Consider the following 25,615-nt stretch of genomic DNA (forward strand, 5'->3'; position numbering starts at 1 on the left):
AACAAGCCGCAAGTTGAAGGCAGTCCGCTGCCGGGCTTCTGCTGCTCGCTTGCAGCTTGAAGCTTGTGGCTTGCCGCTATGAACTTGTCCGCTCCCTTTATCCGTCGCCCAGTGGCAACCCTGCTGCTGAGCCTGGCGATCATGCTGCTGGGCGGGGTGAGCTTCGGCCTGCTGCCGGTGGCGCCGCTGCCGCAGATGGATTTTCCCACCATCACCGTGCAGGCCAGCCTGCCCGGCGCCAGCCCGCAGATCATGGCGGCCACCGTGGCCACGCCGTTGGAACGCTCGCTCGGCAGCATCTCCGGCATCAGCCAGATGAACAGCCGCAGCAGCCAGGGCAATACGCGGATCATGGTGCAGTTCGACCTGGACAAGGACATCAACACCGCTGCCCGTGAGGTGCAGGCAGCGATCAATGCCGCCCGCGAGCTGCTACCCAGCGGCATGCGCAGCATGCCCAGCTACCGCAAGATCAATCCGTCGCAGGCGCCGATCATGGTGCTATCGCTGACCAGCAAGACCCTGGACAAGGGCCAGCTATACGATGTGGCCTCCACCATCCTGGCGCAGAAGCTGGCGCAGGTCGGTGGTGTCGGCGAGGTGCAGGTTGGCGGCAGCTCACTGCCGGCGGTGCGCGTGGCGCTGGAGCCGCGCTTGCTCGATCATTACGGCATCGCCCTGGACGAGGTGCGTCAGGCCATCGCCGCCAGCAACGTGCTGCGTCCCAAGGGTGCGGTGGAGGATGCACAGCGCCGCTGGCAGGTGCAGGCCAGCGACCAGTTGGCCAGCGCCGCCGACTACCTGCCGATGATCATTCGCTACCAGGACGGCGCTGCGGTGCGCCTCGGTGACGTGGCCAGCGTCACCGACGGCGTGGAGGATCGCTACAACAGCGGTTTCTACAATGACAAGGAGTCGGTGCTGCTGGTGATCAACCGCCAGAGCGGGGCGAACATCCTGCAGACCATCGACGACATTCGCGCCGCGCTGCCGGCCCTGCGCGAGGTGATTCCGGCCAGCGTCGAGCTGCAGGTGGCGATGGATCGCTCGCCGGTGATCCGCGCCACCTTGCATGAGGCGGAGCAGACCCTGCTGATCGCCGTGGCCCTGGTGATCCTGGTGGTGCTGGCGTTTCTCGGGCGCTGGCGCGCAGCGTTGATTCCGGCGCTGGCGGTGCCGGTATCGCTGATTGGCAGCTTCGCCGCCATGTACCTGCTGGGCTTTTCCCTCAACAACCTGTCGCTGATGGCGCTGATCATCGCCACCGGCCTGGTGGTGGACGATGCCATCGTGGTGCTGGAGAACATCGCCCGGCACATCCACAACGGCGAGAAACCGCTGCAGGCCGCCTTCAAGGGCACGCGCGAGGTGGGTTTCACCCTGCTGTCGATGAACCTGTCGCTGGTGGCGGTGTTCATTTCCATCCTGTTCATGGGTGGCATCGTCGAGCGCCTGTTCCGCGAGTTCTCGCTGACCCTGGCAGTGGCCATCGTGATTTCCCTGCTGGTGTCGCTGACCCTGACGCCGATGCTCTGCGCGCGCTGGCTCAAGGCCGAGGAGCAGCAGCCAGGCGGGCGCCTGCAGCAGTGGGGTGAACGCTTGCAGACCCGGGTGCTGGGTTTCTACGGGCGCAGCCTGGATTGGGCCCTGCGCCACTCGCTGCTGATGCTGCTGAGCCTGCTGGCGACCATCGCGCTGAACCTCTACCTGTTCGTCAGCGTGCCCAAGACCTTCATGCCACAGCAGGACACCGGCCAGTTGATCGGCTTCATTCGCGGTGACGACGGCCTGTCGTTCCAGGTCATGCAGCCGAAGATGGAGGCCTTTCGCAAGGCGCTGCTGGCCGACCCTGCGGTACACAGCGTGGCCGGCTTCATCGGCGGTGCCAGCGGCATCAACAATGCCTTCATGATCGTGCGCCTCAAGCCCATCGAAGAACGCAAACTGTCGGCACAGGCGGTGATCAACCGTCTGCGCCACGAAGTGCCCAAGGTGCCCGGCGGGCGCATGTTCCTAATGCCCGATCAGGATCTGCAGTTCGGTGGCCGCGAGGGGCGCAGCTCGGACACCGAGTACCTGCTGCTCTCCGATGACCTCGACGCCCTGCGCCAGTGGCTGCCGAAGGTACGCGAGGCCCTGCGCGCCTTGCCCGAAATCACCGATATCGACGCCAAGGAGAATGAAGGGGCGCAGCAGATCCGCCTGGTGGTCGATCGCGAGACGGCCAGCCGTCTGGGCGTGGACATGAGCATGATCACCGCGGTGCTCAACAATGCCTTCAGTCAGCGTCAGGTATCGACCATCTACGAGGCGCTGAACCAGTACAGCGTGGTCATGGAGATCGACCCGCAGTACGCCCAGTACCCGGAATCCCTGGGGCAGATCCAGGTGATCAGCGCCGACGGCGCGCGCGTGCCGCTGTCCACCTTCGCCCGCTGGGAGCTGAGTCTGGAAGAGGATCGGGTGCAGCACCAGGGCCAGTTTGCCGCCGAGAACATCGGCTTCTCCCTGGCTGAGGGAGTAAGCCTGGAGCAGGCCACCGAGGCCATCGAACGAGCCGTGGCCAGGCTGAACCTGCCCACCGAAGTACAGGGCATGATGGGCGGCACCGGCGCGGCCTTCCAGCAGATGCAGGGCAACCAGCCGCTGATGATCCTGCTGGCGCTGGTGGTGGTGTATATCGTCCTTGGCGTGCTCTACGAGAGCTACGTGCACCCGCTGACCATTCTCTCCACGCTGCCTTCGGCCGGTGTCGGCGCTTTGCTGGCGTTGCAACTGGTGGGCATGGAGTTCAGCCTGATCTCGCTACTGGGTCTGTTCCTGCTCATCGGTATCGTCAAGAAGAACGCCATCATGATGGTCGACCTGGCCCTGCAACTGGAGCGCGGCCAACGGCTCAGCCCGCAGGAGTCGATCCGCCAGGCCTGCCTGCTGCGTTTCCGCCCGATTCTGATGACCACCCTGGCCGCCATCCTCGGTGCTCTGCCGTTGGTGCTGGGCAATGCCGCCGGGGCGGAAATGCGCCAGCCGCTGGGTGTGACCATCGTCGGCGGGTTGCTGCTCAGCCAACTGCTGACGCTCTATACCACTCCGGTGGTGTACCTCTATTTCGACCGCTTGCGGCATCGCGTCAATCGTTGGCGTGGCGTGCGCAGCGACGCTTCGCTGGAAAATCCGCTATGAACCGAGCTCCCTTCTCACGAACCCTCGTCTCCTTGCTGTTGGCTGGCATGCTCGGTGGCTGTGCCCTGGGGCCGGACTATCAGCGCCCCGAGCTGGCCGTGCCGGCGCAGTTCAAACAGGTTGAAGGCTGGAAGACGGCCAGCCCCGCCGACGCCCTGGAACGGGGCGCCTGGTGGCAGCTATACGGGGATGCCGAACTCGATGCCCTGGTCGAGCGTCTGCAGGTGTCCAATCAGAACCTGGCGGCCGCCGAGGCGCAGTACCGCCAGGCGCGGGCCCTGGTGCGCAGTGCCCGCGCCAGCTTCGTGCCGACGCTATCCGGTAGTGCCGGGGTAACGCGCAGCGGGCAGGGCGAGGGCAGCGATTCGCGCTTCGCAGGCTCGTCGGTCGTCAGTGGTTCGAGCGTGTCCAAGAGCTATGACCTGAGTCTGAGCGCGGCGTGGGAGCTGGATCTGTGGGGCAAGCTGCGGCGCAATCTGGAGGCCAGCCAGGCGGACTACGCCGCCAGCGCGGCGGACCTGGCCGCCGTGCGCCTGAGCCTGCAGAGCGAGCTGGTGCAGAACTACCTGCAACTGCGCGTGCTCGACGAGCAGAAGCGCCTGCTCGATGCCACGGTGGCGGCCTATGCGCGCTCGCTGCGCCTGACCGAGAACCAGTACCGCGCCGGCATCGTACCCAGGTCTGACGTGTCTCAGGCCACCACGCAGCTCAAGAGCACCCAGGCCCAGGCCATCGACCTGAACTGGCAGCGCGCCCAGCTCGAACACGCCATCGCCGTGTTGGTGGGGGGGAGCCCCGCGGAACTGAGCATCGCGCCACGGGCGAGCGTGCCGACCCTGCCGGCGGTGCCGGTGGCACTGCCTTCGCAATTGCTCGAGCGGCGCCCGGACGTCGCCGCCGCCGAGCGCCGGGTGATGGCCGCCAACGCCCGCATCGGCGTGGCCGAAGCCGCATGGTTCCCCGACCTGAGCATCAGCGCCAGCGGTGGCTATCGTGGCAGCAGCTTCGCCGACTGGATCGAGGTGCCTAACCGTTTCTGGTCGCTGGGCCCGCAACTGGCCCTGACCCTGTTCGATGGCGGCGCGCGCAGCGCCGAGCTGCAGCGCACCCAGGCGGTGTACGACCAGACCGTGGCGCAATATCGCCAGGCGGTGCTGGACAGCTTTCGTGAAGTGGAGGATTACCTGGTGCAGTTGCGCGTGCTGGAGCAGGAAAGCGGCGTGCAGCGGGAGGCGCTGGATGCCGCGCGCGAGTCGCTACGCCTGATCGAGAACCAGTACCGCGCCGGCACCGTCGACTACAACGCCGTGGTCAACGTGCAGGCCACGGCGCTGAACAACGAGCGCTCCAACCTGACCCTGCTGGGCAATCGCCTGCTGGCCAGCGTGCAACTGATCGCGGCATTGGGGGGCGGTTGGCAGGGCGAGGCGTCCGAGTAGCGCGCACGCGTGGCGATTTCCCGCCACGCGTCGGGAAGGTTCAATCGCGGTGCTTACGGTTGACCGTCTGCGCCGCCTTGAGCACGTCCGCGCCGATCTGCTGCTCGAACTGCGCCCACACCGGGCGCATGGCGTCGCGCCAGGCCTGGCGCTGTTCAGGGGTGAGGCTGATGACCTGGCAGCGGCCGGAGTCGATGATGCGTTGGCGGTCGGCCAGGTTGTCGGCCTCGGCCTGCTTGTTCACCGCATAGGTGACTTCGTCGATGATGGCTTCCAGCTCGGTGCGGATATGGTGCGGAATGCTGTACCAGAAGCGCGAGTTGCTCACCAGCATGTAGTCCAGCACGCCGTGGTTGGTTTCAGTGATGAAGGGTTGCACTTCATGCAGCTTCTTGCTGTAGATATTCGACCAGGGGTTCTCGGCGCCTTGCACCTGGCCGCTCTTGAGGGCGTTGAAGACTTCGGAAAAGGGCAGTTTCTGACTATTTGCGCCAATCGCGCCGAACTGCGCTTCCAGTACCGCCGAGGGCTGGATGCGGAAGCTCAGGCCCTTGGCGTCGGCGGGGACATGCAGCGCGCGAGTGGCGGACAACTGCTTCATGCCGTTGTGCCAGTAGGCCAGGCCGACGATGTTGTGATCTTCCATCGAGCGCAGCAACTGACGGCCCTTGGCGCGCTTCTGGAAGCGGTTGACCGCCTCCAGATCATCGAACAGGAAGGGCAGGTCGAATACCTGCAGTTGCTTGGTGTATTGCTCGAACTTGGCCAGGGAGGGGGCCAGTAGCTGCACTTCGTTCTTGTTCAGTGCTTCCAGCTCATTGGCATCGCCGTAAAGGCTGGAGTTGGGGTAGACCTCGACCTTGACCTTGCCCCCCAGGCGCTGTTCCACCAGTCGCTTGAACAGCAATGCGCCCTGGCCCTTGGGGGTGCTGTCGGCCACCACGTGAGAGAACTTGATCAGGATAGGTTCATCGGCCAGCGCCACCTGGCAACTGAGGGCGGCCAGCGCCAGGGCACCGGTAGCCAGGGCTCGGAGGATGTCGAACATACTGCTTCCTTTTCTTCTTGTCGGTGGTGTGAGCGCTCGTGGGTGGCGCTCTGTGTTGGTCGCTCGGGCCCGTTGCGATGTTCACGGCAGTGTATTGTTGGGCAACGGGCGTGCCCTCCAATCGCAAGGCTTGTGCCATTGTGGCGAATTTCCGCCAGGGCGCTGGCTTGCGTAACAGGGCTGTGACCCCGTTCACGCAGCATGGCGGCTTTCCGCCAGTGATGCCGTGGCGGGGAGCGGAAAACTGCCGGCGCGCCCTGTTATTCTGCCGCTGCGAGTGAAATGAAGGAGTCTGACAATGGCCTGGTCTGCTCAGCAATATTCCCTGTTCGAGCGTCAGCGCACCCGACCTGTCCACGATCTTCTGGCGGCGGTGCCGCATCAGGGCATCGAACGGGCCGTGGATCTGGGCTGTGGCCCCGGCAATTCCACCGCTGTATTGCAGGCCCACGCGCCAGAAGCGCAGGTGATGGGTATCGACAGCAGCGAGGACATGTTGCGCGCGGCGCGTGAGCGGCTGCCGCAGGTGAACTTCCAGTTGGTGGATATCCAGCACTGGCAGGCCGAGGTCGCGCCGCAACTGATCCTGGCCAATGCTTCGCTGCAATGGCTGCCGGATCACGCGCAACTCTATCCGCGTCTGTTGGCGCAACTCTCGCCTGGCGGTTGGTTGGCGATCCAGACGCCGGACAACCTGAATGAGCCGGCGCACCGTCTAGCCCGCGAAGTGGCGGCAGACGGTCCGTGGGCGGCGCGCATCGGCGAGGTGAGTCATGCCGAGCGGCATAGCGCGCAGACCTATTACGACATCCTCAGCCCTCATGCCAGCGAGCTGGATATCTGGCGCACCACCTATTTCCATGTATTGGAGAATGCAGCAGCGGTGGTGGAGTGGTTCAAGTCCACAGCGCTGTTGCCATTCCTGCAACCGCTGGATGCCGGGCAGCAGGCTGCATTCCTGGCGCGCTACCAGGCAGCGATCGCCGAGGCCTATGCGCAGCAGGGCGATGGTCGGGTATTGCTGCCGTTTCCACGCTTGTTCGTGGTCGCACGGCGTTAGTCGCTGGCCTCGTGCACAGGCTAAGGTCAATAACCTTCGCCAGGAGTCCTCTGCTCAGTGAAAACATCGTTCGAGAGTGTTCTGAAAGACAAGAATCGTATGCACCTGGAACCCAAGCCAGGTGACACACGGCCCGCCGCTGTTTTTCCAGTGGCGTTCGTGTTGCTGGAAAACTTCTCGATGATGGCGTTCACCGGCGCAGTGGATGCCTTGGTCACCACCAATCTCATGAACGGCACGCCTCTTTACCAGGTACTCGTGGTGGGGGAACAGGACGTGGTGGTCAGCGACCTGGGGATCTCCATCGCGGTCGACTGCCGGCTCGCCGATCTGAATGGGCGCGGCATGTACATGGTCGTGGTGTGCGGTGGTTTCCGTACCCATCTGCACGCCATACCGTTGCTAAGAAGCAAGTTGCGTCAGGCCGACGCTGGCGGTGCCTTGCTTGGCGGACTGTGGAACGGCGCCTACTTTCTCGCTGAAGCGGGATTGATGGATGGCCATGAGTGCGCTTTTCACCCGGAAGGGCGGGTGATGATGGCCGAGCTCTTCCCCAGGGTGAAGGTGACGACTCACTCCTATGTGGTCGATCGCAAGCGAATCAGCTGCGCTGGGGCAAACAGCTCGCTGAACATGATGCTGGAGGTCGTGCGCAAGACTGCGGATGCCGGGTTGATCGGTTCGGTCGAAGAGGTGCTGAGCTGCGACAGGATGGGGCAGACCTATGATGTGTCCGTCGCCTCGATCGATCTCGATACAACCTTGCCGAACCCGCTCAGGACAGCGCTCGAGCTGATGCACAGCAACATAGAAGACCCCATCGAAATCGATGAGATCGCACGCTACTCAGGCATTTCGCGTCGTCATCTCGAGCGCCTGTTCTGCCGTCATATGAAAGCGACCCCGCCGCGCTATTACCTGGAGCTGCGTCTTTCCAGGGCGAGGCAATTGCTGCAGTACACCAACAAGTCTTTGCTCGAGGTCGCGGTCGCTTGCGGTTTCGTCACCCTCTCGCATTTTCAGCGGCGTTTTCGGGAAATGTTCGGTGTCGCCCCCGGGCGCTTCCGTAAGCGGCGCAATGCGCAATGAGGCGCAGGGGTTATACGACTACTCGACGCTGATCATGCACTGATTTCCTCGCCGGGGTTCAGAGACGCCGTTGGGCCCTGGAGCTTTCTCACAGGCGTTGAGCGCGACCCTCAAAAGAACAAGCCCCGCATCGGCGGGGCTTGTCGTTTACTGCACCAGGGCGACCAGTCCGGCTTGCTGAACCAGTTCCAGCAGCGGTTGCGGGTACACGCCGAGGAAGAAGGCGAGCAGGGCGACCACCAGCAGCATGATGCCGCCGGCACGCTGGCCCCAGTCGAAGGGCGCATCGTGGCGATGCAGGTTGGGTTCGCGCATGAACAGGGTGACCATCACCCGCAGGTAATAGAACACGCCGATGGCGCTGCCCAGCACCATGGCGCCGAGCAGCCACCACAGTTGCGCCTCGACACCGGCGGCGATCACGTAGAACTTGCCGATGAAGCCCGCGGTCAGCGGAATACCGGCTAGCGACAGCATCATCACCGTGAGCACGGCGGTCAGGTACGGACGGCGCCAGAACAGCCCACGGTACTCGTACAGCGCATCGGCATCGCGGCCGCTGTAGGGCGTCGACATCAGGGTGATCACGCCGAAGGCGCCGAGGCTGGTCAGCACGTAGGTGGCCAGGTAGACGCCGACGGCTTCCTCGGCCAGGCCCTTGCTGGCGATCAGCGCCACCAGCAGGTAGCCGAAGTGGGCGATGGAGGAGTAACCCAGCAGGCGTTTGAGGTTGTTCTGCAGCAGGGCCAACAGGTTGCCGAACAGGATCGAGGCAATGGCGATCAGGGTCAGCAGCTCGTTCAGCCAGCCACCGCTCATGGCCGGAGACATCTGGTACAGACGCAACAGCACGGCGAACACAGCCACCTTGCTGGCGGTAGCGAGGAAGGCGGCCACCGGCGCCGGAGCGCCTTCGTAGACGTCCGGCGTCCACAGGTGGAAGGGCACCAGCGACAGTTTGAAGGCCAGGCCAATGAGCATCATGCCAATGCCGATCTGCACCAGTTGGCTGCTCTCACGCATCAGGCTGATGCCGATATCGGCGAAGGCCAGGTTGCCGGAGTCGGCGTACAGCAGCGCCATGCCGAACAGCAGGAAGGCACTGCCCGCAGCCGACAGCACCATGTATTTGATGCCGGCCTCCAGCGAGCGTTTGTTGAAGAAGGCATAGGCGATCATGCCGTAGGTAGGCACCGACAGCAGTTCCAGACCGATGAACAGGCTGGCCAGGTGCTGCGCGCTGACCAGGACCAGACCGCCAGCGGCGGACAGCAATACCAGCAGGTACAGCTCCTCGCGGTTGCCGGGGTAGCCCTTGCCCGAATCGCCGCCCAGGTAGGCGTGGATCAGGGTGATACAGGCCAGGCTGGCGGCCAGCACCAGGGCCATGTAGTAGCAGGCGAACTTGTCGATCAGCAGCAGCGGGGTGACCTCGAGCGGTGCCACTTCCAGCGCAGGAATGAGCGACAACAGCGCCAGGTTCAGGCCCACCACCGAGAGGATGAAGGTCACCGTGTGATTACGCTTGGCGGCGATGGCCAGCATCACCACGACAGCGGTGAGGCTGGTCACCAGCAGTGGCAGCAGGGCGATCAGGTGTTGCAGGGTGAAGTCGACAGCGTGATGTTCCATGAGTCTCTAATCCTTACCCTTACCGGCCCGAGGCGAGTTGATCGAGGGCGCCAGCCATCCACTGCTGCACGCCATGCATGCTGGCAGCGGAGGTGTCGAGCACCGGTTGCGGGTAAACGCCAAGCAGAATCAGCAGGATGCCGAGGCCGAGTACCATGGCCAGTTCGCGGGCTTTCAGGCCCGGTAGCGGCGCGCCCTGTTGCACCGGGCCGAAGTAGGCACGGTGGATCATCGCTAGGGCGTATACCGAGCCCAGCACCAGGCCGCTGGCGGCGATCACCACGACCCAGGGTGCCCCGGGGAAGCTGCCGATCAGGATGAGGAACTCGCCGACGAAGTTGCCGGTGCCGGGCAGGCCTAGCGCGGCGGCGGCAAAGAACAGGCTGATGGCCGGCAGCCAGGGCATGCGCGCCCAGATCCCGCCCATCTGGCGCAGGTCACGGGTGTGCACGCGCTCGTAGAGCTGGCCGCAGAGGATAAACAGCGCAGCAGCGGACAGGCCGTGGGCGACCATCTGCACCACCGCGCCCTGCAGGGCGATCTGGCTGCCGGAATAGATGGCGATCAGTACGAAGCCCATGTGCGACACGCTGGAGTAGGCCACCAGGCGCTTGATGTCGGTCTGCGCGAAGGACAGCAGCGCGCCGTAGACGATGGCGAACACGCCGAGCCACTGGGCGATGGGGGCGAACTCCGCCGAGGCGTTGGGGAACAGTGGCAGGGCGAAGCGCAGCAGGCCGTAGGCGGCGGTCTTCAGCAGGATGCCGGCCAGATCCACCGAGCCGGCAGTCGGCGCCTGGGCATGGGCGTCAGGCAGCCAGGAGTGCACCGGCACCACCGGGAACTTCACCGCGAAGGCGACGAAGAAACCGAGCATCAACAGGTATTCAGTGCCCGGTGCCAGTTGGGTCTTCAGCAGATCGGCGTAGTTGAAGCTGAGCACGCCGGTCTGGTTGAAGTGCACGAACACCAGGGCCAGGATCGACACCAGCATGATCAGGCCGCTGGCCTGGGTGAAGATGAAGAACTTGGTGGCGGCGGTGATGCGGGTGCGCCCGTCGCTGCCGCTATGACCCCAGAGCGCGATGAGGAAGTACATCGGCACCAGCATCATTTCCCAGAAGAAGAAGAACAGGAACAGATCGACCGCGAGGAACACACCGACCACGCCGCCGAGAATCCACATCAGGTTGAGGTGGAAGAAGCCGACGCGGTTCTGGATCTCGTTCCACGAGCAGAGCACAGAGAGCACACCGAGCAGGCCGGTGAGCACCACCATCAGCACCGACAGGCCGTCCATTGCCAGGTGAATGGTGATGCCCAGACGCGGGATCCAGTCGATGACGAACTCGTGGGCCCAGCGCGGGCCGCCGTCCGGGGCTGGCGCCAGGGTGAAGTCGCCGCTGACCCACAGCCACAGGCTCAGGCCGAACAGCAGGCTCATGGTGATCAGGGCGATCCAGCGCGGCAGGACGTGGCCGAAGCGCTCGCCTTGCCAGCACAGCAGGCCGCCGATGAAGGGAATCAGGATTAGCCAGGGCAGAATCATCAGGCTGTTTTCCTTAACTCAGAAAGAGGATGGCGGCGAGCACCAGTACGGCGCCCCCGGCGATCGAAGCGGCGTACCAGCGCACCTGGCCGTTCTCGCTGCGCACCAGTGCGGCGTTGCCGCCACGCGCGAGCAGCGGGATGAGGCCGATGCCGCGGTCGATGGGGTCGCGGCGCAGCAGGTGGCAGAGCAGCAGATAAGGGCGCACGAACAGCTTGTCGTACAGCCAGTCGAAGCCCCATGCGGCGAACCACAGGGCGCTCAGCAGGCGACCCGGCGCGCTCTGCGCTACGGCAGAGGCGACGCGGCGCTGGCCGAGGAAGAGCAGGGCGGCGATGACGATGCCGCTCACCGCGATCAGCCCCGACAGCAGCTCCAGGCTGTGCTTGGCCTCGCCCCCGGCATGCCCGGCGCTTTGCGGCAGCACGCCGGCCAGCGGCGGGGTGATCCAGGCACCGATAAAGGTGGACAGCACGATCAGCACCAGTAGCGGCAGGTTGTAGGCGATGCCATGGCCGGCGTGCGCCTCGGTCTTCTGCTCGCCGTGGAAGGCGATGAAGATCAGGCGGAAGGTGTAGATCGAGGTCAGGAAGGCGCCGACCAGGCCGGCATAGAGCAGCTCGCTGTGGCCGCTGGCGAAGGCTTCCCAGAGGATCTCGTCCTTGGAGTAGAAACCAGCGGTCAGCAGCGGCAGGGCAGCCAGCGCGGAACCACCGACGATGAAGCTGGCGTAGGCCAGCGGCAGTTTCTTCCACAGGCCGCCCATCTTGAAGATGTTCTGCTCGTGGTGGCAGGCGTTGATCACCGCGCCGGAAGCGAGGAACAGCAGGGCCTTGAAGAAGGCGTGGGTCATCAGGTGGAAGATCGCCGCATCCCAGGCACCGACGCCCAGGGCGAGGAACATGTAGCCGATCTGGCTCATGGTCGAGTAGGCGAGGATGCGCTTGATGTCGGTCTGCACTAGGGCGGCGAAGCCGGCCAGCACCAGGGTCACGCCGCCGACGATACCGACCAGCTCGAGAATTTCCGGGGTCAGCAGGAACAGGCCGTGGGTACGGGCGATCAGGTATACGCCGGCGGTGACCATGGTCGCCGCGTGGATCAGCGCCGACACCGGGGTCGGGCCAGCCATGGCGTCGGCCAGCCAGGTCTGCAACGGCAACTGGGCGGATTTACCGACCGCGCCGCCCAGCAGCATCAGCGTGGCGAGCCACAGCCAGGTGTCGCCGGCCGCGTATTGCTGCGGCGCCAGCACCATCAGCTCCTGGATGTTCAGGGTGCCGAGGTTGATGAACAGCAGGAACATGCCGATCATCAGGAACACGTCGCCGACGCGAGTGACAATGAAGGCCTTGAGCGCTGCGTTACCGTTGGGCACGTGCTTGTAGTAGAAGCCGATCAGCAGGTACGAGCACAGGCCCACGCCTTCCCAGCCGAAGAACAGCACCAGCAGGTTGTCGCCCAATACCAGCAGCAACATGCTGAAGATGAACAGGTTGGTGTAGGCGAAGAAGCGTGAATAGCCTTCTTCACCGCGCATGTACCAGCTAGCGAACAGGTGAATCAGGAAACCCACGCCGGTGACCACACCGAGCATGGTGGCCGACAGGCCATCCAGATGCAGGGTGAAGCTCGGCGCCAGGCCTTCGACGCTCATCCACTGCCACAGGGTGAGGCTGTAGGCGCCGCCGGCCGGCGGGTTGCCGAGGAACGCGGCGATGACCCAGGCAGCGCTGGCGGCGGCCAGGCCGATGGAGCCGACACCGATCAGCGCGCTGGTGTTTTCCGAGAAGCGTCCGCGCGAGAAGGCCAGCAGCAGCCAGCCGAGCAGCGGGAAGAATAGAGTCAGGGCTAGAAGGTTCATCCGCGCATCTCGCTGGCAGCGTCGATATCCAGGGTGTTGAAGCGGCGATACAGCTGCAGCAGGATCGCCAGGCCGATGCTGGCCTCGGCGGCTGCCAGGGTGATCACCAGAATGAACATCACCTGGCCGTCAGCCGCGCCCCAACGGGCGCCAGCGACGACGAAGGCCAGTGCAGCGGCGTTCATCATCACTTCCAGGCTCATCAGGATGAACAGGATGTTGCGCCGCACCATCAGGCCGACCAGGCCGATGCAGAACAGCACGCCGGCCAGGGCCAGGCCGTGTTCGAGTGGGATTCCAGTCATGCGGTGGGCTCCTTGGCGTCGTGGCGGCCCAGGTGGTAGGCGGCGACCAGTGCGGCGAGCAACAGCATGGAGGCCAGCTCTACCGCCAGCAGATAAGGCCCGAACAGGCTGATACCGACGGCCTTGGCTTCCACCGTGGTGTGGCCGATATGGGCGTCGCTGACGTGATTGAGCAGCACATAGAGCAACTGGCCGAGCAGCAGGGCGCTGAGAATCGCCGGGCCGACCCAGATACCGGGCGTCAGCCACTTGCGCTCCTGCTCGGCAGCAGCCGGGCCAAGGTTGAGCATCATCACCACGAAGACGAACAGCACCATGATGGCGCCGGCATAGACGATGATTTCCAGCGCACCGGCAAAGGGCGCACCGAGGGCGAAGAACACCATCGACACCGCCAGCAGCGAGACGATGAGATAGAGCAGGGCATGCACCGGGTTGGTATTGGTGACCACCCCGACCGTTGCTGCCACCGCCACACCGGCGGCGAAGTAAAACGCGAATTCCATCAGAAACTCCTAAGGCAGCAGGCTCTTCACGTTGATCGGCTCGGCCTCGTTCTGCGCGGCGCCCTTGGGCTTACCGGCGATGGCCATACCGGCAACGCGGTAGAAGTTGTAGTCCGGGTTCTTGCCGGGGCCGCTGATCAGCAGGTCTTCCTTCTCGTACACCAGATCCTGACGCTTGAACTCGCCCATCTCGAAATCGGGGGTGAGCTGGATCGCGGTGGTCGGGCAGGCTTCCTCGCACAGGCCGCAGAAGATGCAGCGCGAGAAGTTGATACGGAAGAACTCCGGGTACCAGCGGCCGTCATCGGTCTCGGCCTTCTGCAGCGAGATGCAGCCCACCGGGCAGGCCACGGCGCACAGGTTGCAGGCCACGCAGCGTTCCTCGCCGTCGGGGTCGCGGGTCAGGACGATGCGGCCACGGTAGCGCGGCGGCAGGTAGACCGGTTCTTCCGGGTATTGCAGGGTGTCGCGCTTGCGAAAGCCATGGCTGAAGACCATGACCAGGCTGCGCAGTTGGGTGCCGGTACCGACCAGCACGTCCCAGATGTACTTGAACATTGCTTTTCTCCTTACTGGGCCGTGGCCAGCACGACGGCGCCGGTCACCAGCAGGTTGATCAGGGTCAGCGGCAGGCAGAACTTCCAGCTGAAGGCCATGACCTGGTCATAGCGCGGGCGCGGGATCGACGCGCGCAATAGGATGAAGATCATGATGAAGAAGGCCGTTTTCAGCGCGAACCAGAAGAACGGAATCTGCGGCAGGAGGCCGAACGGGCCGTGCCAGCCACCGAAGAACAGGGTTACCAGCAGCGCCGACACGGTGACGATGGCCACGTACTCGCCGACGAAGAACATGCCCCACTTCATCCCGGCGTATTCGATGTGGTAACCATCGGCCAGCTCCTGCTCGGCTTCCGGCTGGTCGAAGGGGTGACGGTGGGTCACGGCGACGGCGGCGATGAAGAAGGTACAGAAGCCGAAGAACTGCGGAATGATGAACCACAGGTTCTGCGCCTGGTAGTCGACGATGTCGCGCATGTTGAACGAGCCTACCTGCGCCACCACGCCCATCAGCGCCAGGGCCAGGAACACCTCGTAGGAGATGGTCTGGGCCGAGGCACGCAGGCTGCCGAGCAGGGCGAACTTGTTGTTGCTCGACCAGCCGGCGAACAGCACGGCATAGACCGAAAGACCCGCCATGGCGAAGAAGAACAGGATGCCGATGTTCAGATCCGCCACGCCCCAGGTCGGGGTGATGGGGATGATGGCGAAGGCCATCAGCATCGCCGAGAAGGCGATCATCGGCGCCAGGATGAAGATGAACTTGTCGGCGAACGGCGGCGTCCAGTCCTCCTTGAAGAACATCTTGATCATGTCGGCGGCGATCTGGAACATGCCGAACGGCCCCACACGGTTGGGGCCGTAGCGATCCTGCCACCAGCCGAGCAGACGGCGCTCGATGAAGCTCAGCAGCGCGCCGCAGACCACCACCACCAGCAGGATGACGATGGCCTTGAGTACCGCGATGACGATCTCGATCAGTTCGGGCGTCAGCCAACTCATTGCGCGGCCTCCTGCAGCAGGGTCACGCTGGCACCGGCGAGCGTCGCGGCAATGCCCGGCAAGCCGACCGGTAGGCCGACCAGGCCAATGGCCAGGTCATCACGCACCTGCAGCGGCAGGCGCAGGGCCTGGCCGTTGACGCGCAGGGCCAGCAGCGCGCCGTCATTCACCCCCAGGCGTGCCGCTTCATCGCGGGCCAGGGCCACATAGGGCTCGGGCATGCGTTCCTGAATCGGTTTGGCGCGCGCGGAGTTTTCCTCGCTGCCGAACAGGTGGTGCAGCGGCGCCACCTGCCAGGTGCCGGCTGCCGGGTTGAACGCGGCGTTCACGGCGAACCAGGGCAGGGCGTTGCCGGCAGCTTCGAGCAGGCGTACGCCGGGGTCGCCAGCGCGCAGATGACCACCGACCTCGTCCTGGAATTTGTTCCAGGCCTGCGGCGAGTTCCAGCCCGGCGACCAGGCGAACGGAATCTGTTGCCGATCTTCCTTGCTGCCGGCGTAGCCTTCCATGGAGAAGGCGAAGGCGGTGTCCTGATCTTGCGGCTGACGCGGCTCGTGCACGCTGATATTAGCGCGCATGGCGGTACGACCACTGTAGCGGTGCGGCTCGCGAGCGAGCTTGAGGCCCTTGATGCGGAACGAGGCGCTAGGCGCGGCGTCCTTGATGCCGGCCAGCAGCGGGTTGCTGGCGGCGCAGGCCTCGGTGACCTGATCCAGTTGCGTCCAGTCCACGGCCTTGCCTTGCAGGGTGCTGTGCAGCGCGTGCAGCCAGCGCCAGCCTTCGCGGATCAGAATATTACTGTCGTAGTAGCTCGGCTCATAGACCTGGAAGAAGCGCTGGGCGCGGCCTTCGAGGCTGACCAGGGTGCCGTCGCCTTCGGCGAAGCTGGCCGCCGGCAGCAGCAGGTGGGCGCGTTCGCTGGTGGCGGTGCGCTGGTGATCGGCGACGATCAGCGTCTGTGCTGCGCTGAGTGCGGCATCGACCTTGGCGGCATCGGCGCGGCGGTACAGGTCGTTTTCCAGCACGATCACGGCATCGGCCTGGCCGTTGCTCAGAGCATCGAGTGCGGCATCGACGGAGTCGCCACCGAGCAGGGCCAGCCCCAGGCTGTTGGCCTCAGGCACCACCAGGCTCAGCGAGCCCTTCTTCTCGCGGTTCTTCAGCGCGCTGGCGATATTGGCGGCGGCTTCGATCAGGGCCTTGTCGCCCAGGGAGGCGCCGGAAACGATCAGCGGGCGCTTGGCATTGATCAGGGCATCGGCGATGCGTTGCACCAGTTCGCCGGCTTCGGCGTCCAGGCCGTCGACGGCTGGGGCGCTCGGGTCGATGGCGTGGGCCACGGCGAAACCGATACGGGCCAGGTCGGCCGGCGCGGCGTGCACGCACTGCTCGGCGATATCGTCGAGGCGGGTTTCAGCGACGCTGGCGATAAACAGCGGGTGACGAGCGTGCTGGGCAACGTTCTGCACCGCTGCCATGTGCCAGTCCTGGATGCGTGCACCGGCAGCGATCTCGGTGGCCTTGCCCTTGACCGCCTGGCGCAGGGCCAGGGCCAGGCGTGCGGCGGTCTGGGTCAGGTCTTCGCCGAGGACGAAGATGGCGTCGTGCAGCTCGACATCGCGCAGGGTCGGGGTCGGCAGCGGGCCGTTTTGCAGGATGTCGCGGATCAGGCGGATATTGGCCAGTTCGCTGGCAGCGATGCCGCTGTAGTAATTGGCATCACCCACCAGCTCGCGCAGGGCGAAGTTGGATTCCAGGCTGGCGCGCGGCGAGCCAATGCCGATCACGCGCTTGCCCTTGAGCAGCTCGGCGGCCTTGTCCAGCGCGGCATCGATGCCGATGGCCTGGCCGGCCAGCAGCGGCTGACGTGGGCGATCTTCGCGGTTGACGTAGCCATAGCCGAAGCGGCCACGGTCGCAGAGAAAGTACTGGTTCACCGAGCCGTTGAAGCGGTTCTCGATACGGCGCAGCTCGCCATAGCGCTCACCGGGGCTGATGTTGCAGCCGCTGGAGCAGCCATGGCAGATGCTCGGGGCGAACTGCATGTCCCACTTGCGGTTGTAGCGCTCGGAGTGGGTCTTGTCGGTGAACACGCCGGTCGGGCAGACCTCGACCAGGTTGCCGGAAAACTCGCTTTCCAGCGTGCCGTCCTCGACACGGCCGAAGTACACGTTGTCATGCGCGCCGTAGACGCCCAGGTCTGTGCCGCCGGCGTAGTCCTTGTAGTAGCGCACGCAGCGATAACAGGCGATGCAGCGGTTCATCTCGTGGGCGATGAACGGGCCGAGTTCCTGGTTCTGGTGGGTACGCTTGGTGAAGCGGTAGCGACGGGTGTTGTGCCCGGTCATCACCGTCATGTCCTGCAGGTGGCAGTGGCCACCTTCCTCACAGACTGGGCAGTCGTGCGGGTGGTTGGTCATCAGCCATTCGACGACACTGGCGCGGAACGCCTTGGACTCTTCGTCGTCGATGCTGATCCAGGTGTTATCGGTGGCGGGCGTCATGCAGGACATGACGATGCGACCACGGGTGTCGTTCTCGTCGTTGTACTGCTTGACCGCGCACTGGCGGCAGGCGCCGACGCTGCCAAGCGCCGGGTGCCAGCAGAAGTAGGGGATATCGAGTCCAAGGGACAGGCAGGCCTGCAGGAGGTTGTCTGCACCATCGACTTCGAAATCTTTGCCGTCTACGTGGATAGTGGCCATTTCTTCAGTCTTCGTTTACCCGCTTCAGAAAAGCGGCTGGCTAAGGGAATTCGTCTGTTCAGCTCGTTCTTGCCGGCATGCGGGGCGTGGTCGCCACCTTGGCCACACCGGCCTCGAACTCTTCACGGAAATACTTGATGGCACTGCCCAACGGCTCCACGGCGCCTGGCGCGTGAGCACAGAAGGTTTTGCCCGGGCCGAGGAAGTTGACCAGGCCGAGCAGGGTGGCGATGTCCTCGCGTGTGCCTTCGCCACGCTCCAGTGCACGAAGGATCTTCACGCTCCACGGCAGGCCGTCGCGGCAGGGCGTGCACCAGCCGCAGGACTCGCGGGCGAAGAACTCTTCCATGTTGCGCAGCAGGGAAACCATGCTGATCGAGTCGTCGACTGCCAGCGCCAGGCCGGTGCCCATGCGTGTGCCGACCTTGGCGATGCCGCCGGCGTACATCTGCGCCTCGAGGTGTTCGGGCAGCAGGAAGCCGGTGCCGGCGCCGCCCGGCTGCCAGCATTTGAGCTGGTAACCATCGCGCATGCCGCCGGCGTAGTCCTCGAATAATTCGCGGGCGGTGATGCCGAACGGCAGCTCCCACAGACCGGGGTTCTTCACCTTCCCGGAGAACCCCATCAGCTTGGTGCCGTGGTCTTCGCTGCCCGGGCGGGCGAGGCCCTTGTACCAGTCCACGCCCTGGCCGACGATGGCCGGCACGTTGCACAGGGTCTCGACGTTATTGACGCAGGTCGGCTTGCCCCAGACGCCGACGGCGGCCGGGAAGGGCGGCTTGGCGCGCGGGTTGGCGCGGCGGCCTTCCAGCGAGTTGATCAGTGCGGTTTCCTCGCCGCAGATGTAGCGGCCGGCGCCGGTGTGGACGAACAGCTCGAAATCGAAGCCGCTGCCAAAAATGTTCTTGCCGAGCAGGCCGGCGGCCTTGGCTTCATCGATAGCGCGGTTGAGGTTGGCTGCGGCGTCGACGTACTCGCCGCGCAGGAAGATGTAGCCGCGATAGGCCTTCAGTGCGCGCGCGGAGATCAGCATGCCTTCCACCAGCAGGTGGGGCAGCTGTTCCATCAGCATGCGGTCTTTCCAGGTGTTGGGCTCCATTTCATCCGCGTTGCACAGCAGGTAGCGGATGTTCATGGATTCGTCGGCCGGCATCAGGCCCCACTTCACGCCGGTGGGGAAACCCGCGCCGCCACGACCCTTGAGGCCGGACTCCTTGACGGTCTGCACGATGTCGGCCTGAGCCATCTCGGTCAGGGCCTTGCGTGCGGCAGCATAACCGTTCTTCTGCTGATACTCCTGCAGCCATACCGGCTGGGCGTCGTCACGCAGGCGCCAGGTCAGCGGATGGGTTTCTTCGCTGCGGGCGATGCGGTTGGCTGGGCCGATGGAGGTCAGGGGCTTCATTTGTAGTCCTCCAGCAGCTTGGCGACGCCGTCAGGTTGGACATCGCCGAAGGTGTCGTCGTCGATCATCACCGCAGGAGCCTTGTCGCAGTTGCCCAGGCAGCACACCGGCAGCAGGGTGAAACGCTCATCGCTGGTGGTCTGGCCAAGGCCGATGCCGAGCTGCTTCTGCATTTCACTGACCACCGATTCATGGCCACCGATGTAGCAGGTCATGCTGTCGCACACGCGAATCACGTGACGGCCCACCGGCTGACGGAATATCTGGCTATAGAAGGTGGCCACGCCCTCGACGTCGCTGGCCGGGATGCCGAGGACTTCGCCAATGGCGTCAGCGGCACCGTCCGGCACCCAGCCGCGCTGCTTCTGCACGATCTTCAGCGCCTCGATGCTGGCGGCGCGCGGGTCTTCGTAGTGGTGCATCTCGTGCTCGATGGCCGAGCGCTCGGTTTCGCTGAGAACGAAACGGTCTGTCTGGATAAGCGTATTCATGATCAGCGGTCCACGTCGGCCATGACGAAGTCGATACTGCCCAGGTAGGCGATCAGATCCGCCACCATGCTGCCGCGAATCACCGAGGGGATCTGCTGCAGGTGGGGGAAGCTGGGCGTGCGAATCCGGGTGCGGTAGCTCATGGTGCTGCCGTCGCTCGTCAGGTAGTAGCTGTTGATGCCCTTGGTCGCCTCGATCATCTGGAAGGCTTCGTTGGCCGGCATGACCGGGCCCCAGGAAACCTGCAGGAAGTGGGTGATCAGGGTTTCGATGTGCTGCAGCGTGCGCTCTTTCGGCGGCGGCGTGGTCAGCGGGTGATCCGCCTTGTATGGGCCTTCCGGCATGTTCTTCAGGCACTGGTCGATGATGCGGATGCTCTGGCGCATCTCTTCCACGCGCACCATACAGCGGTCGTAGGCATCGCCATTGGCCGCCAGCGGAACTTCGAAATCGAAGTGCTCGTAGCCGGAATAGGGGCGCGCCTTGCGCAGGTCGAAGTCGCAACCGGTGGCGCGCAGGCCGGCACCGGTGGTGCCCCATTCGAGCGCTTCCTTGGTGTTGTACTGCGCCACGCCGATGGTGCGGGCCTTGAGGATGCTGTTCTTGAGCGCCGCTTTCTCGTACTCGTCGAGACGTTTGGGCAGCCAGTCGACGAATTCCTTGACCAGCCCGTCCCAGCCGCGTGGCAGGTCGTGGGCGACGCCGCCGATACGGTACCAGGCCGGGTGCAGGCGGAAGCCGGTGATGGCTTCGATCACCTTGTAGGCGCGCTGGCGGTCGGTGAAGGTGAAGAACACCGGGGTCATGGCGCCAACGTCCTGGATATAGGTACCGAGGAACAGCAGGTGGCTGGTGATGCGGAAGAACTCGGCGAGCATCACGCGGATGAAGTCGACGCGGGCCGGCACCTTGATGCCAGCGAGCTTCTCCACCGAGAGTACGTAGGGCAGGTTGTTCATCACCCCGCCGAGGTAGTCGATGCGGTCGGTGTAGGGGATGAAGCTGTGCCAGCTCTGCCGTTCGGCCATCTTCTCGGCGCCACGGTGGTGGTAGCCGATCTCCGGCACGCAATCGACGATCTCTTCGCCGTCTAGCTGCAGGATGATGCGGAACGCGCCGTGGGCGGAGGGGTGGTTGGGGCCGAGGTTGAGGAACATGTAGTCCTCGTGCTCGCCACCGCGTTTCATGCCCCAGTCTTCCGGGCGGAAGCGCGCGGCTTCTTCTTCCAGCTGCTGTTTGGCCAGGGTCAGGCTGAACGGATCGAATTCGGTGGCGCGCGCGGGATAGTCCTTGCGCAGCGGGTGACCTTCCCAGGTCGGCGGCATCATGATGCGGCTCAGGTGCGGGTGGCCGGTGAAGGTGATGCCGTACAGGTCCCAGACTTCGCGCTCGTACCAGTTGGCGTTGGGCCAGATGCTGGTGGCGGTGGGCAGGTTGAGGTCGCGCTCGGACAAGGCGACCTTGATCATCACGTCACTGTTACGCTCCAGCGACATCAGGTGATAGAACACCGTGAAGTCGGCGTCCGGCAGGCCGCGACGCTGGGTACGCAGGCGCTCGTCGACGCCATGCAGGTCATAGAGCATCACGTAGGGGCGCGGCAGGTTGCGCAGGCAGGTGAGCACTTCGATAAGGCGCTCACGGGCGACCCAGAGAACCGGCATGCCGGTGCGGGTCGCTTGCAGGGTGAAACTGTCGTCGCCAAAACGGGCGCGCAGTTCGGCGACGACGTCCTGGTCGTCAGCCTTGTAAGGCGGTATGGACACAACGGTGTCTTGAGTCATGGTCTCGGTCGCTGTCGATCAACGTAGAAAGTGGGCGTGACGCTTGCGCAGGCAAGCATCGGCTCAGACTTCGTCGGGGCTACGCAGGTTGGTAACGGCGATTCGCTGCTCGCGTCGCTGTTCCTTCTGCGAAGGCATTTCGGCACGGTAGATGCCTTGATCGCCAACGACCCAGGATAGCGGGCGGCGCTCCTGGCCGATGGATTCCTGCAGCAGCATCAAGCCTTGCAGGAACGCCTCCGGACGGGGCGGGCAGCCGGGAATGTAGACGTCCACGGGGAGGAACTTGTCCACGCCCTGAACGACCGAGTAGATGTCGTACATGCCGCCGGAGTTGGCGCATGAACCCATGGAGATGACCCACTTGGGTTCCAGCATCTGCTCATAGAGACGCTGGATGACCGGCGCCATCTTGATGAAGCAGGTGCCGGCGATGACCATGAAGTCGGCCTGGCGGGGTGATGCGCGAATGACTTCCGCACCGAAACGCGCCACGTCGTGCGGGGCGGTGAAGGCAGTGGTCATTTCCACATAGCAGCAGGACAGGCCGAAGTTGTACGGCCACAAGGAATTCTTGCGCCCCCAGTTGACCGCGCCGTTAAGCACGTCCGAGAGCTTGCCCATGTAGATGTTCTTGTGAACCTGGTCCTCTAGCAGCGGGTCGGAGACGACCTCCCGCTGGCCGATCGGATACGCCTCGTTGGGCGCATTCGGGTCGACCCGAGTAAGTTTGTATTGCATCGCCAAAGCCTCATTGTTTCAGCTTCGCCTGCCGTTCACGACGTCCCTGAGGTGCCCAGTCGAGCGCCCCGATACGCCAAAGATAGACAAGACCTGCCAACAGAATTGCTATGAAAACTGTAGCTTCGATCAGGCCCGCCCAGCCGCTTTCGCGCACCGAGACTGCCCAAGCGAAGAGATAGAGGGCTTCAACGTCGAAGATCACGAAGAGCATCGCGACCAGATAGAACTTGGCTGACAGGCGCAGACGCGCGCTGCCGGTAGGAAGCATGCCCGACTCGAAAGGCTCGTTCTTGCTACGTCCCCAGGCTTTGCTGCCGAGCAGACTGGAAACGCCGAGCATGAAGGCGATCAGCCCACAAACACCCAGCAAGAACACAGCGAAAGCCCAGTTATGGGACATGGTCGTTACCGCATCAGGCATGCCGGTACTCCTTGGTAAAGAGACGGCTTCTATTATTCATGATGGAGCCGCGCAGGCTGCACGGGCTCTGAAAAATCCTGAAAACAATTCTATGCCCGATGAACGGCATAAGTAAATTTCCAGCGTCAAATAAATTCGGTCTTCTTTGTGTCAAAACCCTTGCCCTGTGGCTCGCTTGCAGCCAAGCGCTCATCACAAGGAGCCTGATGTTGCAGATTGGCGCGCGGCGGATAGGTTCATTGTTTTACGCACCTGCACTGCCTCGTTGCACCCATGCAACACTCTGTCGCGTTCACCGCTCTGAATCGGGGGCGTGCTGCACTGGTAACGCCGCTCGAAGGGCTTAACGGTCAGTATTGTCCGAGACTTGGCGGCGGCGCGCGAGCATACTTTGGAAGCAATACCGATGGACGAACGAAACTTTCGCAGCAAATCCGCACTGCTCCTAGGATTAAAGGTAGCAGAAGAAAAATTGCGCGGACGAATGCTAATAAAACCCTTTCGTTCGCGTTGAGACTCGCTCTCTGCAAGGAGATGGTAGGCGGCATTTTTAATGCATTAAATGCATTAATAACTTTTTTATATAAGAAAAAGTAATTTTTCTGTCATGACGACAGGAAGGTTAGGGTGATGGGTGCGGTCGCAATGACCGTCCAGGCGTGTGCTCGTTTTAGCTGTTCAAGCCGCTTGCCGTGTTCTGCAGTTGGTTGTTTTCAGCCTGTTGGCGGCACAGAGGAGGCCCCCCTCGCCCTGCACGGGAGAGGGGGCCTGCGACAGGCTTAGAACAGCGGCTTACCGTCTTCGCGCGTGACGATCACTGTGGCCGAGCGTGGGCGACGGCCGGGGCCGTCCGGCCAGGTGCTGCGGAAATTCGTTGGTGTGGAGCCTTCACCCGGATGCTGGATATTGACGAACAGCGTGCGGAAGTCCGGCGTGGCAGTGATACCGGTGACCTCACAACCCGCGGGGCCAACCAGGAAGCGCTTCATCTCACCGGTGGTCGGTTCGGCCACCAGCATCTGGTTGTTGCCGAATGGCCCGCTGGCGAGCTGGCTGCCGCTCATGTCGGTCTGAATCCACAGGCGACCGTCCTCATCGAACCACAGGCCATCCGGGCTGGCCAGGCGATTGTCGGCGGTCAGCGGCTTGCCGTTGAGGTCGAGGCTGTCGTTCTCTGGGCCTGCCAGCAGGAACAGGCTCCAGACGAACTCGCGGCCGGCATAGTCGCGGCTCTGCTCGCGCCAGCGGATGATGTGGCCATAGGCATTGGCCGGACGCGGGTTGGCTGCATCGACCACGGTGCGCGAACTGTTGTTGGTGAGGGTGAAGTAGACGTCGCCGTTGTTCGGGTTCACCGCGCCCCATTCCGGGCGATCCATCTTGGTGGCGCCGACGATGTCGGCAGCCAGGCGGGTGTTGATCAGCACTTCGCCCTGGTCGGCGAAGCTTACCCCGGCGGCCTCGCAGGCGGCCTGGAAAGCCTTGTTCTTGATATCCAGTGCCAGCCACTCGCCCTTGCCGTTGGCCTTGAAGCGCGCCACGTAAAGAGTGCCCTCGTCGAGCAGGCTGCCGTTGCTGCGACCCGGTATGTACCTGCCGCGACTGACGAACTTGTAGATGTACTCGTTCTGCGAATCGTCGCCTGAATAGCACACCACCGGACGGCCCGGCTTGACCGGGGCGAACACCAGGCCCTCGTGGGCGAAGCGACCCAGTGCGGTGCGCTTGATCGGGGTGGATTCCGGCGCGAAGGGATCGATCTCGACGATCCAGCCGAAGTGATTCGGCTCGTTGCGGTAGTCGCCGGTGGCGTCGGCGGCCATGCGGGTGGCGTTGAAACGCTGGAATTCGTCGCCGGCCAGGTGATCCCAGCCGTAGCGGCTGGCGCTGCCGACGCCGTAGCGGGTCATTTCACGCGGGCGTTCGGCATCGCCACTGGCGAAATAGCCGGCCCAGTTTTCCTCGCAGGTCAGGTAGGTGCCCCAGGGGGTGAAGCCGTTGGCGCAGTTGTTCAATGTGCCGCGAGTGGCGGTGCCGTCGGGGCTGTAGCGAGTCCGTAGCAGGGCGTGGCCGCGTACCGGGCCGCTGATCTGCATCGGCGTGGCGCCAGTGATGCGGCGGTTGCGGGCGCTGGGCAGCACCTCCCATTGGCCGCGCACCCGGCGCACTTCCACCACGGAAACCCCGTGGGCATTGATTTCCTTGCGAACCTCATCGGCGCTGCTGCGCTTGCCTGCGATCAGCGTGGGGCCGTTGGGGTGAAGGAGCTGAGCGTCAATGTACTCGTGGTTGAGTACCAGCAGGCCGTGGTCGCTTTTGTGACCGCCGCCGCGCTGACCATCGATGGGGAAGAAGTGCATGCCGTCATGGTGCATGCCGGTCTGGTCGGCCTGATCGGCGGCACTGTTGCCGGCGTTTTCGAGAAATGCCGGGAAGCTGCCACGAATTGGCGTGCCCCAGGGGATGAAAGCGCTAGCCCGGTAACCGGCTGGCACGGTGATGGTATCCGCTCGGGTAACCGCCACCGGATCGAATGGCAGACGCTTGTTGCGCTTTTTCAGGCGTTCGAGCAGATCCTTGAGCGGATTGCCGGCGGCCTCGGCGCTGCCGGGCAGGGCAACACCGAGAAAACCCATGACGCCGAGCGCAGCACCGCCGGCTACCACCTGGCGGCGGCTCAGACCGGCTTCGATGAGGTCATTGATATGGGGGTTATCGGACGTATTGCTAAGCGGTTCATCACCATTGCCGAATAGCACGTCTTGCTCTTTTTGATTACGCACGGAGGGCTCCTGGTTAGGCTGATCGACGGAGCCATGACGCTAACC

At 63.9% G+C, this 25,615-nt stretch carries 19 protein-coding genes; 4 read left to right on the forward strand and 15 right to left on the reverse strand.

Translation table 11 applies throughout. The features are described from left to right. The first annotated feature begins 78 nt into the window (after positions 1 to 78). Both PVE35_RS10815 and PVE35_RS10820 read left to right on the forward strand, forming a co-directional pair. Positions 79 to 3,183, forward strand: a complete 3,105-nt coding sequence (locus tag PVE35_RS10815) for a multidrug efflux RND transporter permease subunit (RefSeq protein ID WP_277374628.1) — start codon at positions 79 to 81, stop codon at positions 3,181 to 3,183. Further along, entirely contained in the window at positions 3,180 to 4,622 is a 1,443-nt protein-coding gene (locus tag PVE35_RS10820; protein ID WP_277374629.1) for an efflux transporter outer membrane subunit, read from the forward strand. Before PVE35_RS10815 ends, PVE35_RS10820 begins: the two co-directional genes overlap by 4 nt. Before the next feature lie 40 nt (positions 4,623 to 4,662). Here PVE35_RS10820 and PVE35_RS10825 read toward each other — a convergent pair whose 3' ends face one another. After that, positions 4,663 to 5,670 carry a TRAP transporter substrate-binding protein gene (locus tag PVE35_RS10825; RefSeq protein ID WP_277374630.1) on the reverse strand — a complete coding sequence of 336 codons (1,008 nt, stop codon included), beginning with the start codon at positions 5,668 to 5,670 and terminating at the stop codon, positions 4,663 to 4,665. 298 nt (positions 5,671 to 5,968) lie between these two features. On the opposite strand from PVE35_RS10825, the gene tam reads away from it, so the two are divergent. Continuing rightward, positions 5,969 to 6,730, forward strand: coding sequence for a trans-aconitate 2-methyltransferase (gene tam / locus PVE35_RS10830; protein ID WP_277374631.1), 762 nt, complete (start codon positions 5,969 to 5,971; stop codon positions 6,728 to 6,730). Between the two features lie 57 nt (positions 6,731 to 6,787). Then, complete coding sequence (locus PVE35_RS10835) at positions 6,788 to 7,819, forward strand: GlxA family transcriptional regulator (protein ID WP_268184014.1); 1,032 nt, start codon at positions 6,788 to 6,790, stop codon at positions 7,817 to 7,819. A 147-nt stretch (positions 7,820 to 7,966) separates the two neighbouring features. Here PVE35_RS10835 and nuoN read toward each other — a convergent pair whose 3' ends face one another. The 14 genes from nuoN to PVE35_RS10905 form a co-directional block, all read right to left on the reverse strand. Then, complete coding sequence (gene nuoN, locus PVE35_RS10840; RefSeq protein ID WP_277374632.1) at positions 7,967 to 9,451, reverse strand: NADH-quinone oxidoreductase subunit NuoN; 1,485 nt, start codon at positions 9,449 to 9,451, stop codon at positions 7,967 to 7,969. A gap of 19 nt (positions 9,452 to 9,470) precedes the next feature. Beyond that, positions 9,471 to 11,000, reverse strand: a complete 1,530-nt coding sequence (gene nuoM, locus PVE35_RS10845; protein WP_277374633.1) for an NADH-quinone oxidoreductase subunit M — start codon at positions 10,998 to 11,000, stop codon at positions 9,471 to 9,473. Between the two features lie 13 nt (positions 11,001 to 11,013). Continuing rightward, entirely contained in the window at positions 11,014 to 12,864 is a 1,851-nt protein-coding gene (gene nuoL, locus PVE35_RS10850) for an NADH-quinone oxidoreductase subunit L (RefSeq protein ID WP_277374634.1), read from the reverse strand. After that, complete coding sequence (gene nuoK / locus PVE35_RS10855; protein ID WP_003460477.1) at positions 12,861 to 13,169, reverse strand: NADH-quinone oxidoreductase subunit NuoK; 309 nt, start codon at positions 13,167 to 13,169, stop codon at positions 12,861 to 12,863. The genes nuoL and nuoK overlap by 4 nt, the downstream gene beginning before the upstream one ends. Further along, the gene (nuoJ, locus tag PVE35_RS10860) at positions 13,166 to 13,675 is read right to left on the reverse strand and encodes an NADH-quinone oxidoreductase subunit J (RefSeq protein WP_017360843.1); all 510 of its coding nucleotides are present in this window, start codon (positions 13,673 to 13,675) and stop codon (positions 13,166 to 13,168) included. The genes nuoK and nuoJ overlap by 4 nt, the downstream gene beginning before the upstream one ends. Positions 13,676 to 13,684: 9 nt before the next feature. Then, positions 13,685 to 14,233, reverse strand: coding sequence for an NADH-quinone oxidoreductase subunit NuoI (nuoI, locus tag PVE35_RS10865; protein ID WP_041979355.1), 549 nt, complete (start codon positions 14,231 to 14,233; stop codon positions 13,685 to 13,687). An 11-nt stretch (positions 14,234 to 14,244) separates the two neighbouring features. Continuing rightward, positions 14,245 to 15,237, reverse strand: a complete 993-nt coding sequence (nuoH, locus tag PVE35_RS10870; protein WP_013715473.1) for an NADH-quinone oxidoreductase subunit NuoH — start codon at positions 15,235 to 15,237, stop codon at positions 14,245 to 14,247. After that, positions 15,234 to 17,942: an NADH-quinone oxidoreductase subunit NuoG gene (gene nuoG / locus PVE35_RS10875; protein ID WP_277374635.1), complete on the reverse strand. Its 2,709-nt coding sequence runs from the start codon at positions 17,940 to 17,942 to the stop codon at positions 15,234 to 15,236. Before nuoG ends, nuoH begins: the two co-directional genes overlap by 4 nt. Positions 17,943 to 18,000: 58 nt before the next feature. Continuing rightward, complete coding sequence (nuoF, locus tag PVE35_RS10880) at positions 18,001 to 19,347, reverse strand: NADH-quinone oxidoreductase subunit NuoF (protein WP_277374636.1); 1,347 nt, start codon at positions 19,345 to 19,347, stop codon at positions 18,001 to 18,003. Beyond that, entirely contained in the window at positions 19,344 to 19,844 is a 501-nt protein-coding gene (gene nuoE, locus PVE35_RS10885) for an NADH-quinone oxidoreductase subunit NuoE (RefSeq protein ID WP_277374876.1), read from the reverse strand. Before nuoE ends, nuoF begins: the two co-directional genes overlap by 4 nt. Then, positions 19,841 to 21,622, reverse strand: a complete 1,782-nt coding sequence (gene nuoC, locus PVE35_RS10890) for an NADH-quinone oxidoreductase subunit C/D (protein ID WP_277374637.1) — start codon at positions 21,620 to 21,622, stop codon at positions 19,841 to 19,843. The genes nuoE and nuoC overlap by 4 nt, the downstream gene beginning before the upstream one ends. Before the next feature lie 63 nt (positions 21,623 to 21,685). Then, positions 21,686 to 22,363, reverse strand: coding sequence for an NADH-quinone oxidoreductase subunit B (locus tag PVE35_RS10895; RefSeq protein ID WP_013715478.1), 678 nt, complete (start codon positions 22,361 to 22,363; stop codon positions 21,686 to 21,688). A gap of 10 nt (positions 22,364 to 22,373) precedes the next feature. Then, positions 22,374 to 22,787, reverse strand: coding sequence for an NADH-quinone oxidoreductase subunit A (locus tag PVE35_RS10900; protein WP_013715479.1), 414 nt, complete (start codon positions 22,785 to 22,787; stop codon positions 22,374 to 22,376). Positions 22,788 to 23,566: 779 nt separating this feature from the next. After that, positions 23,567 to 25,570, reverse strand: a complete 2,004-nt coding sequence (locus PVE35_RS10905) for a PhoX family phosphatase (protein ID WP_277374638.1) — start codon at positions 25,568 to 25,570, stop codon at positions 23,567 to 23,569. Positions 25,571 to 25,615: the final 45 nt, after the last annotated feature.

Origin of the sequence: Pseudomonas sp. AA-38 (assembly GCF_029457475.1) — a bacterium.
Classification (GTDB): domain Bacteria; phylum Pseudomonadota; class Gammaproteobacteria; order Pseudomonadales; family Pseudomonadaceae; genus Aquipseudomonas.

What these genes read in the sequence shown, in the direction of transcription:
- nuoC (WP_277374637.1), bottom strand. Translation starts at nt 21,622, where the DNA reads ATGACTCAAGACACCGTTGTGTCCATACCGCCTTACAAGGCTGACGAC.
- PVE35_RS10900 (WP_013715479.1), bottom strand. Translation starts at nt 22,787, where the DNA reads ATGCCTGATGCGGTAACGACCATGTCCCATAACTGGGCTTTCGCTGTG.
- nuoN (WP_277374632.1), bottom strand. Translation starts at nt 9,451, where the DNA reads ATGGAACATCACGCTGTCGACTTCACCCTGCAACACCTGATCGCCCTG.
- nuoK (WP_003460477.1), bottom strand. Translation starts at nt 13,169, where the DNA reads ATGACTGGAATCCCACTCGAACACGGCCTGGCCCTGGCCGGCGTGCTG.
- PVE35_RS10825 (WP_277374630.1), bottom strand. Translation starts at nt 5,670, where the DNA reads ATGTTCGACATCCTCCGAGCCCTGGCTACCGGTGCCCTGGCGCTGGCC.
- nuoG (WP_277374635.1), bottom strand. Translation starts at nt 17,942, where the DNA reads ATGGCCACTATCCACGTAGACGGCAAAGATTTCGAAGTCGATGGTGCA.
- PVE35_RS10895 (WP_013715478.1), bottom strand. Translation starts at nt 22,363, where the DNA reads ATGCAATACAAACTTACTCGGGTCGACCCGAATGCGCCCAACGAGGCG.
- nuoM (WP_277374633.1), bottom strand. Translation starts at nt 11,000, where the DNA reads ATGATTCTGCCCTGGCTAATCCTGATTCCCTTCATCGGCGGCCTGCTG.
- PVE35_RS10815 (WP_277374628.1), top strand. Translation starts at nt 79, where the DNA reads ATGAACTTGTCCGCTCCCTTTATCCGTCGCCCAGTGGCAACCCTGCTG.
- nuoH (WP_013715473.1), bottom strand. Translation starts at nt 15,237, where the DNA reads ATGAGTTGGCTGACGCCCGAACTGATCGAGATCGTCATCGCGGTACTC.
- nuoF (WP_277374636.1), bottom strand. Translation starts at nt 19,347, where the DNA reads ATGAAGCCCCTGACCTCCATCGGCCCAGCCAACCGCATCGCCCGCAGC.
- nuoI (WP_041979355.1), bottom strand. Translation starts at nt 14,233, where the DNA reads ATGTTCAAGTACATCTGGGACGTGCTGGTCGGTACCGGCACCCAACTG.
- nuoL (WP_277374634.1), bottom strand. Translation starts at nt 12,864, where the DNA reads ATGAACCTTCTAGCCCTGACTCTATTCTTCCCGCTGCTCGGCTGGCTG.
- tam (WP_277374631.1), top strand. Translation starts at nt 5,969, where the DNA reads ATGGCCTGGTCTGCTCAGCAATATTCCCTGTTCGAGCGTCAGCGCACC.
- PVE35_RS10820 (WP_277374629.1), top strand. Translation starts at nt 3,180, where the DNA reads ATGAACCGAGCTCCCTTCTCACGAACCCTCGTCTCCTTGCTGTTGGCT.
- nuoJ (WP_017360843.1), bottom strand. Translation starts at nt 13,675, where the DNA reads ATGGAATTCGCGTTTTACTTCGCCGCCGGTGTGGCGGTGGCAGCAACG.